A 17,269-nucleotide genomic window follows, 5' to 3' on the forward strand; every position below is an offset into this window, starting at 1 on the left:
GGGCTTGCTCGCGAATGCGGTTCAACATTCAAAATCAGTGTGGGCTGACACACCGCCTTCGCGAGCAAGCCCGCTCCCACATGGGTCCGCTGTGTGCAGTCGCACTGGCGGTAAGTCTCGCCGGTTGCGCCGGCCTGCCCGACCAACGCCTGGCCAACGAAGCGCTCAAGCGTGGCGACACCGCCACCGCCGCGCAGAACTACCGCGCACTGGCAGATCTGGGTTACAGCGAGGCGCAAGTCGGTCTCGCCGATATCCAGGTCGACAGCCGCGACCCCGAGCAGATCAAACAGGCCGAAGCGACCTACCGTGCCGCCGCCGACGTGTCGCCTCGGGCCCAGGCCCGTCTCGGTCGTCTGCTGGTGGCCAAACCGGGTTCCACCGAAGCCGAGCACCACGAAGCCGAAAGCCTGTTGAAAAAAGCCGCCGCCAATGGCGAAGGCAACACGTTGATCCCGCTGGCGATGCTGTACCTGCAATTTCCGCACAGCTTCCCGAACATCAACGCACAGCAGCAGATCGATCAGTGGCGCAAATCCGGTTACCCGGAAGCGGGTCTGGCGCAGGTGCTGCTGTATCGCACCCAGGGAACTTACGACCAGCATCTGGATGACGTGGAAAAAATCTGCAAAGCCGCGCTCAACACCACCGACATCTGCTACGTCGAATTGGCCACGGTCTATCAGAAACGCGCCCAGCCGGAGCAACAGGCCGAGCTGATCAAGCAGATGCAGGCCGGTTACAGCCGTGGCACGGTCAGCGCGCAGCGCGTCGATTCGGTGGCCCGCGTGCTGGCCGATTCGACCCTGGGCAAGACCGACGAAAAGACCGCGCAGTCGCTGCTCGAACCGATCGCACCGGGCTACCCGGCATCGTGGGTGACCCTCGCGCAACTGCTCTACGACTTCCCGGAACTGGGCGACGTCGATCAGATGATGAAGTACCTGGACAACGGCCGCGCCGCCGACCAGCCGCGCGCCGAACTGTTGCTGGGCAAGCTCTACTACGAAGGCAAACTGGTGCCGGCCGACGCCAAAGTCGCTGAAGAACACTTCCAGAAAGCCGTCGGCCGCGAAGTCGCCGCCGACTACTACCTCGGCCAGATCTATCGCCGTGGTTACCTGGGCAAGGTCTACCCGCAGAAGGCCCTCGACCACCTGCTGACCGCCGCGCGCAACGGCCAGAACAGCGCCGATTTCGCCATTGCCCAACTGTTTTCCCAAGGCAAGGGCACCAAGCCCGACCCGCTCAACGCCTATGTATTCAGCCAATTGGCCAAGGCGCAGAACACCCCGCAAGCCGATGAACTGGCGACCACCCTGGCAGCGCAATTGCCGCCCGAGCGTCTGGCCGAAGCCCAGCGCCTGCTGCAACAGGAACAGGCCAGCCGCGGCGCCCTGAACCAGAACACGCTGCAACTGCACGCCCTGCAAGAAGAAGACGGCGAGGAATCCCTATGAAGTTGAATCCCTTTGTGAAGGCCGGCATTGGCCTCACGTTCGCGCTGATCTGGTCTTGCCCGACACTGGCCGCGATCACTGAAACCAAGAACTTCGGTCTGGAAGTAAAAATCACCGGCCAGTCCGAAGACGACCGCGACCTCGGCACCGCCAGCGGTGGCGACGTCAACGGTGTGGGCCTCGACCTGCGTCCTTGGATCTACGGCGAAAGCGGCGCGTGGAGTGCCTACGCCATGGGTCAGGCCGTGACCTCGACCGACATCATCGAGACCGACACCTTGCAGCAGTCGGACGGTGAGCAAACCACCGACAACAGCGACCGCAAAACCAAGAAAAACTACTTGGCGATGCGCGAGTTCTGGGTCGGCTACAGCGGCCTGACGCCGTACCCCGGCGAGATGCTCAAGCTCGGTCGCCAGCGCCTGCGCAATGACGACGGGCAATGGCGCGACACCAACATCGAAGCGCTGAACTGGACCTTCGACACCACCCTGTTGCGCGCCAACGTCGGTGTCGCCGAACGCTTCAGCGAATACCGCACCGACCTCAAAGAGCTGGCGCCAAAAGACAAGGATCGCCTGCACGCCTACGCCGATGCCGCCTATCAGTGGACCCCGGGTAACTGGGTCGGCATTCGCGGTCATCACACCCACGACAACGGCAAGCTCGATTACGCCGAACCGGGCGTGCCCCGCGACACCCTCGACAAAACCCAGAACGGCGACATCAGCTGGCTCGGTCTGACCGCCGACAGCGACGCCTACAACTGGCGCAACACCAACACCGTCAACTACTGGGGCAGCATCACTGGCATGAGCGGCGACCTCGATTCGGTCAACCCGCTGAACGCCGATGGCAGCCGTCCGGCCCAAGCCAAGCGCAGTGATGACATCAACGGCTGGGCCACCGACCTGGGCGTGCGCCTGCGCCTCGATCCGCAGTGGCAGGTCGGTGCGGCCTACGCTCGCGCCAGCGCCGATTACCAGCAGAACGGTCTGGAAAGCAACCGCTCCAACTACACCGGTACCCGCTCGCGCGTGCACCGTTTCGGCGAAGCGTTCCGTGGCGAAATGAACAACATGCAGACTGCCACCCTGTTCGGTTCGTGGATGCTCAACGACCAGTACGACGCCAGCCTGATCTACCACAAGTTCTGGCGCGTGGACGGCAACAAACCGGTGGGCAGCAACGGCATCAACGCCGTGGAAAACAACACCGACGACGTCACTGGCGCGATCCTCTCCAGCACCTCGCTGCCGCTGCAGGATGGCAACAAGGACCTGGGCCAGGAAATGGATCTGGTGGTGACCAAGTACTTCAAGCAAGGCTTGCTGCCGGCGGCGTTGAGCCAGTCGATCGACGAGCCGTCGGCGCTGGTGCGCTTCCGCGGCGGTGTGTTCAAGCCCGGTGATGCCTATGGCAGCCAGGTCGATTCGTACATGCACCGCGCGTTCATCGACGTGATCTGGCGCTTCTGATGCAAACCGCCAAGGGAGTGCCCGACATGCACCACGCAAGGAAAGGCTCGCTCAGCCTGTTGGCCGGCGCCATGCTGCTGGCCTCCGCTGGCGCGTTCGCCACGGTGGAACCGGCCAAGCCGGTGACCACCGCCAAAGAGCTGCAACAAGCCAAGACCTACACCGTCAGCAGCGCGCCGACCGAGGCGCTGGAACTGGCCAAGCCGAAACTGCCCGACCTGTCCGGCTTCACCGCCGAGGCCGCTGCCGCGAAAATCAATCGCAGCAAACCGGGCAAGATCAGCGTGCGCCGGATGATGCAGGAAGACGCCCTGAAGGACTTCATCGGCGGCGACAACAAGATGGCCGAATGGGTGGTGCGTCAGCACGGCATCCCGCAGGCGATCTTCGTCGACGACGGTTACCTGAACCTCAAGGATCTGGCGCAGAAGCTGCCCAAGCAGTACTTCAGCGAAACCGCGCCGGGCGTGTACCTGGCGAAGTTGCCGATCGTGGTCGGCCGTAAAGGCATCCTCGAAATCGACGGCCAGACCCAGGAATTGCGTCTGTCGCAAGAGGCCGGTTCGTTCCTGGTCAACGACGGTCAGTTGTTCGTGCGTGACACCAAAGTCACCGGCTGGCGCGAGAAGGAAAACGGCCCGGCAACCTTCCGTTCGCCGAAGGAATTCCGGCCGTTTCTGCTGGCCTGGGGCGGCACCGAGACCTACATCGTCAACAGCAAGATGGCCAGTTTCGGCTACGCCAACAGTAAGTCGTACGGGGTGAGTATTTCCCAGTACACGCCGAACATGGCCAAGGTGCTCAAGCGCCCTGAACCGACCGGCTGGATCGTCGGCTCCGAGTTCTCTGACATGTGGTACGGCTTCTACTGCTACGAGACCCGCGACTTCGTGGTCAAGGGCAACACCTACAAGGACAACATCGTCTACGGCATCGACCCGCACGACCGTTCCCACGGTCTGATCATTGCCGAGAACACCGTCCACGGTACGAAGAAGAAGCACGGCATCATCATTTCCCGAGAAGTGAACGACAGCTTCATCTTCAACAACAAGAGCTACGACAACCACCTCTCGGGCCTGGTGATCGACCGTAACAGCGTCAACAACATCATTGCCTACAACGAGATCTACAAGAACCACACTGACGGCATCACCCTCTACGAGTCCGCCGACAACCTGCTGTGGGGCAACAAGGTCATCAGCAACAAGCGCCACGGCATCCGCATTCGTAACAGCGTGAACATCCGCCTCTACGAAAACGTCGCCATGGCCAACGGTCTGACCGGCGTCTACGGCCACATCAAGGACCTGACCGACACCGACCGTGACATCAAGCTCGACCCGTTCGATGCGCAAGTCTCGCTGATCGTGGTCGGCGGTGAACTGGCGGCCAACGGCAGCGGGCCGATGGCCATCGACTCGCCGTTGAGCGTCGAGCTATATCGCGTATCGATGCTGGCGCCGACCAAATCCAGCGGCATCAGCTTCAACGGCATCCTTGGCGAGCGCCAGGATGAAATTCTCGACCTGCTGGTGCGCCAGCAGAAAGCCGTACTGATCGACCCTGTCGAACGCCAGACCGAAATGCGGGACTGAGGATAATTTTATGCACCCACACTTGATCAAATTACTCAGCCTGTCGGCCCTGACCGTGGGCATTATGGCGGCCAGCAATGCTGCCCGCGCCGATGACGCGGCGGGCGCCACCCCGCCAAAATTCAGCGCCGAACCATGCTGCAACCTGTGCCCGGCCGCGCACGACGCGAAGAACTACACCACGCGTTATCAGCAAAACTTCACCACCCTGGTGCAGGCGCAGGGCGACTGGCTGTTCCGTACCCAGGAAGATTTGCGCACCGAGTTCAACACCACCCCGGCCGGCTACAAACGCCTGCAACAGCTGCACGATGCGTTCAAGGCCAAAGGCGTCGAACTGGTGATCGTCTATCAGCCGACCCGTGGCCTGGTGAACCGCAACAAGCTCAACCCGCAGGAAAAAGCCGCGTTCGATTACGAGAAAGCGCTGGGCAACTACAAGACCATGCTCGGCCGTTTCGCGCAGATGGGTTACGTGGTGCCGGACCTGTCGCCGCTGACCAACGAATCGCTGCCGGACACCCTGCCCGCCCACGATTTCTACTTCCGCGGCGACCAGCACTGGACGCCATACGGCGCTCAGCGCACAGCGAAAATCGTCGCCGAGAAGGTCAAGCAGATCCCGGCCTTCGCCGACATTCCCAAGCGTGAATTCGAAACCAAACGCACCGGACGCATGGGCAAGACCGGCACCCTGCACAACATGGCCGGGCAACTGTGCGGCACCAGTTACGCGATCCAGTACATGGACCAGTTCACCACCGAGCCGAAAGGCGAGGCCGGTGACGGCGACCTGTTCGGTGACTCCGGCAACCCGCAGATCACCCTCGTGGGCACCTCGCACAGCGGCAAGAACTACAACTTCGCCGGCTTCCTCGAAGAGGCCATTGGCGCTGACATTCTCAACGTCGCCTTCCCCGGCGGTGGTCTGGAAGGTTCGATGCTGCAGTACCTCGGTAGCGACGAATTCCAGAAGACCCCGCCGAAGATTCTGATCTGGGAATTCTCGCCGCTGTACCGCCTCGACCAGGAGACCATCTACCGCCAGATGATGTCGCTGCTCGATAACGGCTGCGAAGGCAAAGACACGCAAATGTCCGCCAGCACCACGCTCAAGCCTGGCGGCAAACAGGAACTGCTGGTCAACAGCAAGAACCTGAATCTGCAGAACAGCAGCCATCAGGTCGACATCCGCTTCGCCGACACCTCGGTGAAAACCCTGCAAGCCACCCTCTGGTACATGAACGGTCGCCACGAGGACATCAAGATCGAGAAACCGGAAACCTCCGACACCGACGGTCGTTTCGCCTTTGAGCTGCGCACGGACGAAGACTGGGCCTCGCAAAATCTGCTGGCTGTCGAAGTCCAGGGCCCGGAAGCGGGTACCGCGCCGCAAAAAGTCGAAGCGAAAATCTGCAAACGCAACGTATTCCCGGGCGCTGGGCCACAAACCGCTCAGCTCGGGCAATGAGGTCTGCTATGCGAAATCGAACGATCAAACACTTGCTTGCGCCATCCCTGCTGACCCTGGCGATGTTCGCCGGGGCCACTCAGGCCGCCGCGCCACTGCGTCCGCCGCAGGGCTACTTTGCTCCTGTGGATAAATTCAAGAGCGGCGACAACAGCGAAGGCTGCGATGCGATGCCCGCGCCGTACACCGGGCCGCTGCAATTTCGCAGCAAGTACGAAGGCTCGGACAAGGCCCGCGCGACCCTGAACGTGCAGTCGGAAAAAGCCTTCCGCGACACCACCAAGGACATCACCACGCTGGAGCGCGGCACCGCCAAACGAGTGATGCAGTTCATGCGCGACGGTCGTCCGGAGCAGCTCGACTGCACGCTGAACTGGCTGACCGCGTGGGCCAAGGCCGATGCGTTGATGTCGAAAGACTTCAACCACACCGGCAAATCGATGCGCAAATGGGCGCTGGGCAGCATGGCCTCTTCGTACATTCGCCTGAAGTTCTCCGACTCGCATCCGTTGGCCACGCGTCAGCAAGAAGCGCAGCAGATCGAGGCGTGGTTCAGCAAGATGGCCGATCAGGTGGTCAGCGACTGGGACAACCTGCCGCTGGAAAAAACCAACAACCACTCGTACTGGGCCGCGTGGTCGGTGATGGCGACCTCGATCGCCACCAACCGTCGCGACCTGTTTGATTGGGCGGTGAAGGAATACAAGGTCGGGGTCAATCAAATCGACGCCGACGGCTTCCTGCCCAACGAACTCAAGCGCCAGCAACGCGCCCTCGCCTATCACAACTACGCCCTGCCGCCACTGGCGATGATCGCCAGTTTCGCCCAGGTCAACGGTGTCGATCTGCGTCAGGAAAACAACAGCGCGCTCAAGCGTCTGGGTGACCGGGTGCTGGCCGGGGTAAAAGACCCGGATCAGTTCGAGAAGAAGAACGGCAAAGAGCAGGACATGACCGACCTGAAAGAGGACATGAAATTCGCCTGGCTCGAACCGTTCTGCACCCTCTACACCTGCCCGGCGGATGTGATCGAGAAGAAGCACGGCATGCAACCGTTCAAGACCTTCCGCCTCGGCGGCGACCTGACCAAGGTCTACGACCCGTCCCACGAGAAGGGCTAAAAGCCCCTCACCCTAACCCTCTCCCGGAGGGAGAGGGGACTGACCGAGGTGTTTTTGAGAAATCCGCCGACCTGATACATCCAGTCGATCTCAGGTGTTGAAAAACAATCGAGATCAGGCTGCACAGAAATACCGAGTCGATCTCGATATTGGCAGCGCCAGAGATCAGGCTCCCTCTCCCTCCGGGAGAGGGCGGGGGGTGAGGGAAAGATTTCAAGTCCCTCCGCAACCCTGAAAGAAACACGCATCACCCCTCCAATAGCACGGGGGGTTTGGGGGGGCTTTGGCCCTTGACTGTTGGTTCAAACATGGAGAGATCGGGATGGTATTTTCATCCAACGTGTTCCTGTTTCTGTTCTTGCCGATCTTTCTCGGCTTGTACTACCTGAGCGGGCAACGCTATCGCAACCTGTTGCTGCTGATCGCCAGCTACGTGTTCTACGCGTGGTGGCGGGTGGACTTCCTGGCGCTGTTCGCCGGCGTCACCCTGTGGAACTACTGGATCGGCCTGAAAGTCGGTGCCGCCGGCGTGCGTACCAAACCGGCGCAGCGCTGGCTGCTGCTCGGCGTCGCGGTCGACCTCTGCATCCTCGGCTACTTCAAATACGCCAACTTCGGCGTGGACAGCATCAACGCGATCATGACCTCGTTCGGTCTGGAACCGTTCATCCTGACCCACGTGCTGCTGCCGATCGGTATCTCGTTCTACATCTTCGAGTCGATCAGCTACATCATCGACGTGTATCGCGGCGACACCCCGGCCACCCGCAACCTGATCGACTTCGCGGCGTTCGTGGCGATCTTCCCGCACCTGATTGCCGGCCCGGTCCTGCGTTTTCGCGACCTCGCCGACCAGTTCAACAACCGCACGCACACCCTCGACAAGTTCTCCGAAGGTTGCACGCGGTTCATGCAGGGTTTCATCAAGAAGGTGTTCATTGCCGACACTCTCGCCGTGGTCGCCGACCACTGCTTCGCCCTGCAAAACCCGACCACCGGGGATGCCTGGCTCGGCGCACTGGCGTACACCGCGCAGCTGTATTTCGACTTCTCCGGTTACAGCGACATGGCCATCGGTCTGGGTCTGATGATGGGTTTCCGCTTCATGGAAAACTTCAAGCAGCCGTACATCAGCCAGTCGATCACCGAGTTCTGGCGCCGCTGGCACATCAGCCTGTCGACCTGGCTGCGTGACTACCTGTACATCACCCTCGGCGGTAACCGTAAAGGCACGCTGATGACCTATCGCAACCTGTTCCTGACCATGCTGTTGGGTGGTCTGTGGCACGGCGCGAACATCACTTACATCGTCTGGGGCGCCTGGCACGGCATGTGGCTGGCGATCGAAAAAATGCTCGGCATCAACACCTCGCCGCGCAGCCTCAACCCGATCCGCTGGGCGCTGACCTTCCTGCTGGTGGTGATGGGCTGGGTGATCTTCCGTGCCGAAAACCTGCACGTCGCCGGGCGCATGTACGGCGCGATGTTCAGCTTCAGTGACTGGTCGCTGTCGGAACTCAACCGCGCCAGCCTCACCGGTCTGCAAGTGGCGACCCTGGTGGTGGCGTACGCAACCCTGGCGTTCTTCGGCCTGCGTGATCTGTACACCAACCAGCCTCCGGTGAAGAGCAAACCTGAAGTCAACGTCGAAGCCAACGGCCCTGCCACCGCGACCCCGGGCATGATCAAAGCCGCGCCTGGCGAAAACCCGGCGAGCATCCACGAGCCTGGCTACACCGTCGGCGTCGAGGCGCAGGTGCAACCGGCCTACTGGACGGCGGACTGGTCACGCTACGTGATGCGCGGGCTGATCCTGCTGCTGTTCATCGCCTCGATTCTCAAACTCTCGGCGCAAAGCTTCTCGCCGTTCCTTTACTTCCAGTTCTGAGGGATCTGACATGACCCGCTCATTACGCATCTTCTACATCGCGCTGTTTCTGCTGACCCTGCTGGTGCTCGGTCTGTGGTCGGTGCGCAGCTTCTTCGGCTTCAGCACCAACGCCGATGCGACCGTGCTTAACGGTCGCTGGACCAAAGCCGTGGAAACCCACTACGACGATCAGTTTCCGATCAAGCGTCTGGGCACCAACCTCTGGGCGGCGCTGGATTTCAAACTGTTCAACGAAGGTCGTCCGGGCGTAGTGCTTGGTCGCGATCAGTGGCTGTACAGCGACGAGGAATTCAACCCGATCGTCAACGAAGAGCTGAACCTGCAAGGCAACTACGCGCTGGTCGAAGGCGTGCGCCAGACCCTGAAAGAGAAAGGCGTGAAACTGGTGATGGCGATCGTGCCGGCCAAGGTGCGCCTGTACCCGGAACACCTGGGTGAAGTGAAGCCGGCGAGCATCCACGCCAACCTCTATCAGGACTTCCACGCCCTTGTCGCGGCAGACAAGATCCTCGCCCCGGACCTGCTCGGCCCGCTGCAACAGGCCAAGCAGAACGGTCAGCAAGTGTTCTTGCGCACCGACACCCACTGGACCCCGGAAGGCGCTGAAATCGCCGCCAACACCCTGGCCAAGACTATCGCCGACAAGTTCCCGCTCAGCGGCGAGCCGCAGCGCTTTGTCACCACGCCAGCGGAAAAGGTCACGCACAAGGGCGACCTGCGTCTGTTCCTGCCGCTGGATCCGCTGTTCGAAAACCTGATGCCGGCACAAGAGCCGCTGCAGAAGCGCAACACCGTGGCCGCCGAGCAGCCTGCCGGTGACGACGCGCTGTTCGCCAGCAGCGAAGTACCGGTCGCACTGATCGGTACCAGCTACAGCGCCAACCCTAACTGGAACTTCGTCGGTGCGCTGAAACAAGCGCTGCACAGCGACGTGGTCAATTACGCCGAGGACGGCCACGGCCCGATCCTGCCGATGCTCAGCTACCTGAAAAGCGATGACTTCAAGAACAGCCCGCCACAGGTGCTGATCTGGGAGTTTCCTGAACGATATCTGCCTGTGAACAACGAAATCGGCGACGCCGACCCACAGTGGGTCGCAGAGCTCAAACAAGCCGGTGCTCGCCAACAAAACGTAGCCATCAACACTAAATCCGAGACGCCCGATCGGGCGCAAAACTGAAAGAGAGGTAACACCATGACTTTCACAACTACTCCTCGTCGTCTCGCAAAACGCTTCGCACTGGTTGCAGGCCTCAGCGTGCTTTCCGTCCAGGCTTTCGCCGGTGGCGACGCCGCGCTGTACGGCCCGACCGCACCGAAAGGCTCGACTTTCGTGCGGGTCTACAACGCCAGCAACGCCGAAGTCAGCGCCACCGTCGGCAGCACCAACCTGAGCGACGTCGCGCCGCTGGCCAGCAGCGACTTCAGCTTCATGCCGGGCGGTGACTACAGCGCCAAAATCGGCAGCCAGACCCTGCCGGTCAAACTCGCCGGTGACCACTACTACACCCTGGTCAACAACGCGTCCGGCGCGCCGCAACTGATCGAAGAACCACCGTTCAAGAACAAGCAGAAATCCCTGGTGCGCGTGCAGAACCTCAGCGACAAGCCGCTGACCCTGAAGACCGCCGACGGCAAGACCGACGTGGTGCCGAACGTGGCCGCCAAGGGCCGTGGCGAACGTGAAATCAACCCGGTGAAAGTCAGCCTGGCGCTGTACGAAGGCGACAAGAAAGTCGGCGACGTGAAACCGGTCGCCCTTGAGCGCGGTGAAGCAGCGGTGCTGTACGTCACCGGTTCCGGCAGCAGCCTGTCGCCAGTCTGGGTGAAACGCCCGGTGTCGACTCGCTAATCATTTTTCCTGACTGACCCCGTCCCCACTGTGGGAGGGGGCTTGCTCGCGAAAGCGGTCTGACATTCAACCGATATGTCGACTGATAAACCGCCTTCGGGAGCAAGCCCCCTCCCACCCTTGATCGGGTTGTCAGTTCGGATACGAGACAAAAACAAGAGTGAAACGACACAACGTTCGTGCCTCTAACCAATCGATTTTTATGGAGTAAACAATATGATTCCGGTGATCTTGTCAGGTGGTAGCGGTTCACGTCTTTGGCCGCTTTCGCGCAAGCAATTCCCTAAACAATTCCTCGCCCTGACCGGTGAACACACGCTGTTCCAGCAAACTCTGGAACGTCTGGTGTTCGAAGGCATGGACACGCCGATCGTGGTCTGCAACAAGGATCACCGCTTCATCGTCAACGAGCAGTTAGCCAACCGTAACCTCGAATGCCAGCGCATCCTGATGGAACCGTTCGGCCGCAACACAGCACCAGCGGTAGCGCTGACTGCGATGATGCTGGTCAACGAAGGCCGTGACGAACTGATGCTGGTGCTGCCGGCCGACCATGTGCTGGAAGACCAGAAAGCCCTGCAACGCGCCCTCGCCCTGGCCACCGTCGCCGCCGAAAACGGCGAGATGGTGCTGTTCGGCGTGCCGGCGACCAAACCGGAAACCGGCTATGGCTACATCAAATCCACCGGCGACTCGCTGCTGCCCGAGGGCGTCAGCCGCGTCTCGCACTTCGTCGAGAAACCCGACGTCAAACGTGCCACCGAGTACGTTGAATCCGGCGGCTACTACTGGAACAGCGGCATGTTCCTGTTCCGCGCCAGCCGCTTCCTCGAAGAGCTGAAAAAGCACGATCCGGACATCTACGACACCTGCCTGCTGACCCTCGAGCGCAGCCAGCAGGATGCCGACACCGTCACACTGGACGAAGCTACCTTCGCCTGCTGCCCGGACAACTCCATCGACTACTCGGTGATGGAAAAGACCCAGCGCGCCTGCGTGGTGCCGCTGACCGCTGGCTGGAGCGATGTCGGCTGCTGGTCGTCGCTGTGGGAAGTCAACGAAAAAGACGCCAACGGTAACGTCAGCAAAGGCGACGTGGTAATCCAGGACAGCAAGAACTGCATGATCCACGGCAACGGCAAACTGGTGTCGGTGATCGGGCTGGAAAACATCGTCGTGGTCGAAACCAAGGACGCGATGATGATCGCGCACAAGGATAAGGTTCAGGGCGTCAAGCAAATGGTAAACACCCTCAACGAGCAGGGCCGCAGCGAAACCCAGAACCACTGCGAGGTTTACCGTCCGTGGGGGTCCTACGACTCGGTGGACATGGGCGGGCGCTTCCAGGTCAAGCACATCTCGGTCAAACCGGGTGCGTGCCTGTCGCTGCAGATGCACCACCACCGCGCCGAACACTGGATCGTGGTCAGCGGCACTGCTGAAGTGACCTGCGACGAGAACGTCTTTCTGCTCACTGAAAACCAGTCGACCTACATCCCGATCGCCTCGGTGCACCGCCTGCGCAACCCGGGCAAGATCCCGCTGGAAATCATCGAAGTGCAATCGGGCAGCTATCTCGGTGAAGACGATATCGAACGCTTCGAAGATATCTACGGTCGCTCCACCCCGATCGAACGTGGCGTGTCGGTGAAAACCATCGCGCAGTGATCACCCGGCAATGAGAAGCCCCCGTCCAGCCCGCTGCGTCCCCTATCCGCAGTGGGTTGGGCGGGGGCTTTTTTTCAACTCAACGAATGTTGTCGAGTCAGCCTTGGCCGGGAATATCCCCCCAGCGATTGCTGCCTTCCCGCGTAAGGAGCCGGTGCGAGCAGTCCGATAAAGTCCTGGGTCCGCTGGAGGCTCTGCAGCGTACTGGACGTTTGCATCGACAAGTCGGAGACCGCTTCGAAAAGCCCCGGATCCGCGCTGCCGGTGGTTGCCAGCTCGGTAAGGATGGCCTGCGTCCTGAACTCGACCATGTCGATGTTTGCCGAAAGATGTTCATGAGTGTTGCTTAACGCCTCAGCATTCAGTCCCTGCGCTGCATGGATGAATTCCCGCCCCGTCTGGAACAGCCCCCGAGTTTCTGGTCCCAGTTTTTCAGAGACTGCCTCGATCACTTTGCCCTCGACCTTGGCGCGCGCCATTTCGGTCAATCGTGATCGACCGTCGGCTGTGCGCGGATCATGCGCTGCCAATTGCAGTTTCACTGTGGCAAGACTCAGCTTCTTTTTCGGCTCGACGCTTTCAACCAGAGCCTTGGGATTCAATTCGCTGCCCTTGAAATGGATGGGTCGGTTCAACTGATAGGTGTCCACCACCTTGTCGATGGCTGCACCCGCCAACTTATCGCCGACCTTCGTGCCAATCTTGCCCCCAAGCGAACCGGCTACCGGTCCGAACACGGTGCCCATTGCAGTGCCAATCGTGCCCCCTGCGGCTTGAGCGCCTGCGCTGAACATGCTGCTGGCCAGTTGCGTGCCGACGCGCCTGACCAGGGCCTGAAACCGGTGTCGCGCCTGAGTGTGGTTGAGCAATGAGTTTCTGACGTCCGCTGCCGCCGAGGTCATCGTGCTCATTAATGCCTGCTGCTTTTGCACACTGTCAGCCAACTCAGATGTGGCGGTCTTCCCGCCCCCATCGGTGTCGACATGGTTCATGGGCGAGTTACCCACCATCTGATACAGGTTCGGCCCGTCGATAAAGCCTTTCGGGTCAGGATTCAACCAGCGCTGCAACCACGGCATGTAATAGCGATAGCCATAATAATAGAGACCTGTGGCATCGCGCTCCTTACCCGAATAACGCAGGGTTTTGTAACTGGCCTCGGTGTCCTTGCTCCACGCCGTTTCACCGGACGGGAGGAAAGTTTCTTGACTGATGAGCCGGGCATCCTCGCCCAGTTCCAGGCAGGTCGATCCGAGATGATCCGTCAGCGTGTACCGATAATGGTCATTGGAACCGGTGGGCGGAGCACTTTCCCAGTGCAGCACGTGTACACGGCTGATGTGGCCCTCGACGCAGATCACTTGCAGTTGTTCACCGGTGGCCGTGTCGGTACGTAGCTCCAGCCCAGGCAAATAGCGCACCTGGGCCGTGACGCCGCGGGCATTCGTCTGGAGTGAGCGAATCTTGCGCACACGTTGGCCGGCACCGTCGTAGCAATAGTGTTCACGGTCATTGGGGCCGCTGGCACGTTCGACCGGCGTGACCGATTGCAACTGATTACGCAGATTCCACGTCAATGAACTCCCCGCGTACAGCGCTCGCAAATTGCCACGGGGATCGAACGCCGCGGCAATCTCCTCTTCCGTCGGTGGCACGCCATTACGGTAAGGCAAACAGCGATTACTTGATCGCGCAGCTTTGAGCTCGCGGCCATTGCGCGCGCCAACATGCGTCAGCAGCAGCAGATTGCCGGATTCATCGTAGTGGAAGGTCTGTCGATAATTGCTCACTGCTGCCGGATCGTCACGTCCGATGGACGCCGGACCTTGAGTAGCAGCACCTGCTTCCCAACCGGTGGCCACATGCAACTGGTAGAAGCTGTCATAGTCGAAACGACTGGCAGGATCGATACGCTGGTTGGCGAAATACCGGATCGGCAGTGACTTGTCCTCGATGCTCAGCAAGTTGCCCATCGGGTCGTAGTCGTAGATCAGATGTTGCAATATCTCGCCCCCGGCTTTCCTCGCATGGCGGGTTAGCAGAAGACCATCCTCGGGCTGATAGGTCAGCGTCGTCAGCACACCATTGCCCGCCAGTTCCTGAGTGACTTGCCCATCAGCGTTGTAACGAATGTCGCTCACCAGCGTTTGCGCTTTGGTCTGGTGCCGCAATTGCAGATGGCAGGCGCGCAACTGACCGTCCAGCGTCAACTCGCGGTCCTGTCGATTATCACGTGCATCGACTTGTTCGAGTACCTGCCCCAGCGGCCCGAAGCGCCAGCGGGTCGTTGCACCGTCACCGGGCTCCAGCAAGCGCTGGCGGTCATCAACGTTTTGCGGCCAATCGGGGACGCTGGGGTCGAGAGTGAAGTGCCGTGTGCTTTCAATGCATTGCCCACTGATTGCAAAGCTTTGCGAGCACACACTACCCGCCGGATCATCGTGCCGAATCAACTGGCCCAGCTGATTCCGGGAGGGATCACCCGCGCCGGGCTGACCGTAAGTGAGACGTTCGACGCACCGCCTAGGCTCGGATGCGCCTTCTTCGAACACGGCAATCGGACGCAGCAACGGGTCGTGTTGCACCTCGCGCCAGGTTTCTCGACTGTCCCAGTCGTACAGCGTCTCGGCACCCAGCCCGTTCAACGCCAGCTGCGTACCGGCATCGACGCTGTCGGAGCGCAGCGTTTGCCCGATCAACGAATAAAGGGTGCGCAGATTCGCTGGCGTCAGCGGCTCGGTCGTTTGCAGTGCCCACAGGCGCGGATCCCACTGTTCCACAACCCTTCCGGCAGCGTCGCGCGCCGTGCGATTGACGCGGGTTTGAGCTGGGCAAAGGTCGTCGGCACGCCAATAACCAACCGTCCGAACCTGCAGTCCGCGCGGGTCGCTTACTGAAAGCGTCGGTGTTTTGCCATGCTTGTTCATCAGCTTGCTCCCGGCACTAGCGTTATCCATGCTTCAGGGCATCAGAGCATCCGCGCTTTACGATTTTCAACTGTCAGAAATTACAGTACCGACTGACGGTACATTCGGAATACGCGCGAATGTCCATTGCGCCGGCCCTCCGGTAGGATGGTACTCACGAACCAAGGAGCCTTCCCTCATGTTCATCGGCATCCTGCTGATCATCACCTGGTTGATTCTGCTGCTGCGCTATCCCGCCAAGGCTGTGCCGGTCTCCGTGGCCGCGGCTGTCGGTCTGGGCCTGGTGGCCATGTGGGTGGTGTGGCTGGACAACCGCGAGCTCAAGCAACTGGCGCGCCTTGAGATGCGCATCAGCTATGCACCGGAGCAATGCCCGGCAGATCGGCCGCTGCAATTGAAAATGAAAAACGGCAACGACGTGCCGCTGACTGAACTGCGCTGGCGTATCGCAGCTTACGCGCCGGGCGACACGGTCAATCTGGCCGACAACCAATACACCGCCCCGCGCTATCGCGGCCCCGGCGAACTGCAGGCCGGTGGCGACTGGGAAGACTGCCTGCCGATGCCTCCACTGCGCCCCGGTTATCGCCCACAAACCCTGGAGTTTCGTGCCGAGCGCTTGCAGGGCAGTTTCTCCGACTGATCCCCCTCCTCCCATTTTTTGCCCAAGGAATGCGCCATGCCCGTTGCGTTGATTACCGGTTGCTCCAGCGGCATTGGCCGCGCCCTCGCCGATGCGTTCAAAGCCGCCGGTTACGAGGTCTGGGCCAGCGCGCGCAAGGCTGAAGACGTCGCGGCCCTCGCCGCTGCCGGGTTCAGCGCAATCGCGCTGGACGTCAATGACAGTGTGGCGCTGGAACAACTCGCTGAGCGCATCAACCAGCAACACGGCGGCCTCGACGTGCTGATCAACAACGCCGGTTATGGCGCGATGGGGCCGCTGCTCGATGGCGGCGTGCCGGCCATGCAGCGCCAGTTCGAGACCAACGTGTTCTCGATTGTCGGCGTCACTCGCGCACTGTTCCCGGTGCTGCGCCGGGCCAAGGGGCTGGTGGTGAACATCGGCAGTGTCTCAGGGGTACTGGTCACGCCGTTCGCCGGCGCCTACTGCGCCTCGAAGGCCGCGGTGCATGCGCTGAGCGATGCGCTGCGCATGGAGCTGGCGCCGTTCGGTATCCGCGTGATGGAGGTCCAGCCTGGGGCGATCCAGTCGAGCTTTGCCAAGAATGCCGGGCACGAAGCCGAGCAACTGATCAACGAGCAATCACCGTGGTTTCCGTTGCGCGAGGGGATTCGTGCGCGGGCCAAGGCATCGCAGGACAAGCCGACGCCGGCCAGTGAGTTTGCGGCTGAGTTGCTCAAAGCGGTGCAGCAGAACACGCCGCCACGCTTGATCCGCATTGGTAATGGCAGCCGCGCGTTGCCATTGCTGGCGACGTTATTGCCCAAGGGATTGCTGGAGTCGACGTTGATGAAGCGGTTCGGCTTGCGTGGGAAGCTCTGAGACCGGGTTGACGCTTTCGCGAGCAAGCCCGCTCCCACAGGAGAATGCATTCCAAATGTGGGAGGAGAAATCGACGCCGGCCAGTGAGTTTGCGGCTGAGTTGCTCAAGGCTGTGCAGCAGGGCACGCCGCCAAGATTGATCCGCATTGGTAATGGCAGCCGCGCGTTGCCGTTGCTGGCGACGTTATTGCCCAAGGGATTGCTGGAGTCGACGTTGATGAAGCGGTTCGGCTTGCGTGGGAAGCTCTGAGACCGGGTTGACGCTTTCGCGAGCAAGCCCGCTCCCACAGGAGAATGCA

General features: G+C 60.9%; 12 protein-coding genes and 1 pseudogene. 12 read left to right on the forward strand and 1 reads right to left on the reverse strand.

Annotated features, from left to right (window positions below; genetic code table 11):
- The first annotated feature begins 14 nt into the window (after window positions 1-14).
- From algK to QMX91_RS19960, 9 genes are all read left to right on the forward strand, one after another.
- Window positions 15-1,460, forward strand: coding sequence for an alginate biosynthesis TPR repeat lipoprotein AlgK (gene algK / locus QMX91_RS19920; protein ID WP_282413240.1), 1,446 nt, complete (start codon window positions 15-17; stop codon window positions 1,458-1,460).
- Window positions 1,457-2,938: an alginate export family protein gene (locus QMX91_RS19925; protein ID WP_027610925.1), complete on the forward strand. Its 1,482-nt coding sequence runs from the start codon at window positions 1,457-1,459 to the stop codon at window positions 2,936-2,938. The genes algK and QMX91_RS19925 overlap by 4 nt, the downstream gene beginning before the upstream one ends.
- Window positions 2,939-2,964: 26 nt before the next feature.
- The gene (algG, locus tag QMX91_RS19930) at window positions 2,965-4,536 is read left to right on the forward strand and encodes a mannuronan 5-epimerase AlgG (protein WP_223008436.1); all 1,572 of its coding nucleotides are present in this window, start codon (window positions 2,965-2,967) and stop codon (window positions 4,534-4,536) included.
- Window positions 4,537-4,546: 10 nt separating this feature from the next.
- Window positions 4,547-6,007, forward strand: a complete 1,461-nt coding sequence (locus QMX91_RS19935; RefSeq protein ID WP_223008437.1) for an alginate O-acetyltransferase — start codon at window positions 4,547-4,549, stop codon at window positions 6,005-6,007.
- Between the two features lie 8 nt (window positions 6,008-6,015).
- The gene (locus QMX91_RS19940) at window positions 6,016-7,128 is read left to right on the forward strand and encodes a mannuronate-specific alginate lyase (protein ID WP_223008438.1); all 1,113 of its coding nucleotides are present in this window, start codon (window positions 6,016-6,018) and stop codon (window positions 7,126-7,128) included.
- Between the two features lie 322 nt (window positions 7,129-7,450).
- The gene (locus tag QMX91_RS19945) at window positions 7,451-9,016 is read left to right on the forward strand and encodes an MBOAT family protein (RefSeq protein WP_007969546.1); all 1,566 of its coding nucleotides are present in this window, start codon (window positions 7,451-7,453) and stop codon (window positions 9,014-9,016) included.
- A 10-nt stretch (window positions 9,017-9,026) separates the two neighbouring features.
- A complete protein-coding gene (locus tag QMX91_RS19950; RefSeq protein ID WP_282413238.1) occupies window positions 9,027-10,199 on the forward strand; it encodes an alginate O-acetyltransferase in 1,173 nt (390 codons plus the stop codon).
- Between the two features lie 15 nt (window positions 10,200-10,214).
- Complete coding sequence (locus QMX91_RS19955; protein WP_127651075.1) at window positions 10,215-10,871, forward strand: alginate O-acetyltransferase AlgF; 657 nt, start codon at window positions 10,215-10,217, stop codon at window positions 10,869-10,871.
- 216 nt (window positions 10,872-11,087) lie between these two features.
- The gene (locus QMX91_RS19960) at window positions 11,088-12,539 is read left to right on the forward strand and encodes a mannose-1-phosphate guanylyltransferase/mannose-6-phosphate isomerase (protein WP_090281856.1); all 1,452 of its coding nucleotides are present in this window, start codon (window positions 11,088-11,090) and stop codon (window positions 12,537-12,539) included.
- Between the two features lie 74 nt (window positions 12,540-12,613).
- Here the strand turns inward: QMX91_RS19960 and QMX91_RS19965 are convergent, their stop codons facing one another.
- Window positions 12,614-15,466, reverse strand: a complete 2,853-nt coding sequence (locus QMX91_RS19965) for an RHS repeat-associated core domain-containing protein (RefSeq protein WP_282413239.1) — start codon at window positions 15,464-15,466, stop codon at window positions 12,614-12,616.
- A gap of 178 nt (window positions 15,467-15,644) precedes the next feature.
- Between QMX91_RS19965 and QMX91_RS19970 the strand changes: the two genes are divergently transcribed.
- The 3 genes and pseudogenes from QMX91_RS19970 to QMX91_RS19980 all read left to right on the forward strand — a co-directional run.
- A complete protein-coding gene (locus QMX91_RS19970) occupies window positions 15,645-16,109 on the forward strand; it encodes a multidrug transporter (RefSeq protein WP_098967290.1) in 465 nt (154 codons plus the stop codon).
- Window positions 16,110-16,145: 36 nt separating this feature from the next.
- A complete protein-coding gene (locus tag QMX91_RS19975) occupies window positions 16,146-16,970 on the forward strand; it encodes an SDR family oxidoreductase (RefSeq protein ID WP_134785478.1) in 825 nt (274 codons plus the stop codon).
- 64 nt (window positions 16,971-17,034) lie between these two features.
- A pseudogene (locus QMX91_RS19980) lies at window positions 17,035-17,220 on the forward strand (short-chain dehydrogenase); the annotation flags it as partial.
- Window positions 17,221-17,269: the final 49 nt, after the last annotated feature.

The sequence above is a fragment of the Pseudomonas sp. PS01299 genome (assembly GCF_029960145.1).
GTDB classification, from domain to species: Bacteria; Pseudomonadota; Gammaproteobacteria; order Pseudomonadales; family Pseudomonadaceae; genus Aquipseudomonas; species Aquipseudomonas putida_A.

Excerpts from the sequence above, each read along its gene's own strand:
- algK (WP_282413240.1), top strand. The coding sequence starts at position 15 with ATGCGGTTCAACATTCAAAATCAGTGTGGGCTGACACACCGCCTTCGC.
- QMX91_RS19925 (WP_027610925.1), top strand. The coding sequence starts at position 1,457 with ATGAAGTTGAATCCCTTTGTGAAGGCCGGCATTGGCCTCACGTTCGCG.
- algG (WP_223008436.1), top strand. The coding sequence starts at position 2,965 with ATGCACCACGCAAGGAAAGGCTCGCTCAGCCTGTTGGCCGGCGCCATG.
- QMX91_RS19935 (WP_223008437.1), top strand. The coding sequence starts at position 4,547 with ATGCACCCACACTTGATCAAATTACTCAGCCTGTCGGCCCTGACCGTG.
- QMX91_RS19940 (WP_223008438.1), top strand. The coding sequence starts at position 6,016 with ATGCGAAATCGAACGATCAAACACTTGCTTGCGCCATCCCTGCTGACC.
- QMX91_RS19945 (WP_007969546.1), top strand. The coding sequence starts at position 7,451 with ATGGTATTTTCATCCAACGTGTTCCTGTTTCTGTTCTTGCCGATCTTT.
- QMX91_RS19950 (WP_282413238.1), top strand. The coding sequence starts at position 9,027 with ATGACCCGCTCATTACGCATCTTCTACATCGCGCTGTTTCTGCTGACC.
- QMX91_RS19955 (WP_127651075.1), top strand. The coding sequence starts at position 10,215 with ATGACTTTCACAACTACTCCTCGTCGTCTCGCAAAACGCTTCGCACTG.
- QMX91_RS19960 (WP_090281856.1), top strand. The coding sequence starts at position 11,088 with ATGATTCCGGTGATCTTGTCAGGTGGTAGCGGTTCACGTCTTTGGCCG.
- QMX91_RS19965 (WP_282413239.1), bottom strand. The coding sequence starts at position 15,466 with ATGAACAAGCATGGCAAAACACCGACGCTTTCAGTAAGCGACCCGCGC.
- QMX91_RS19970 (WP_098967290.1), top strand. The coding sequence starts at position 15,645 with ATGTTCATCGGCATCCTGCTGATCATCACCTGGTTGATTCTGCTGCTG.
- QMX91_RS19975 (WP_134785478.1), top strand. The coding sequence starts at position 16,146 with ATGCCCGTTGCGTTGATTACCGGTTGCTCCAGCGGCATTGGCCGCGCC.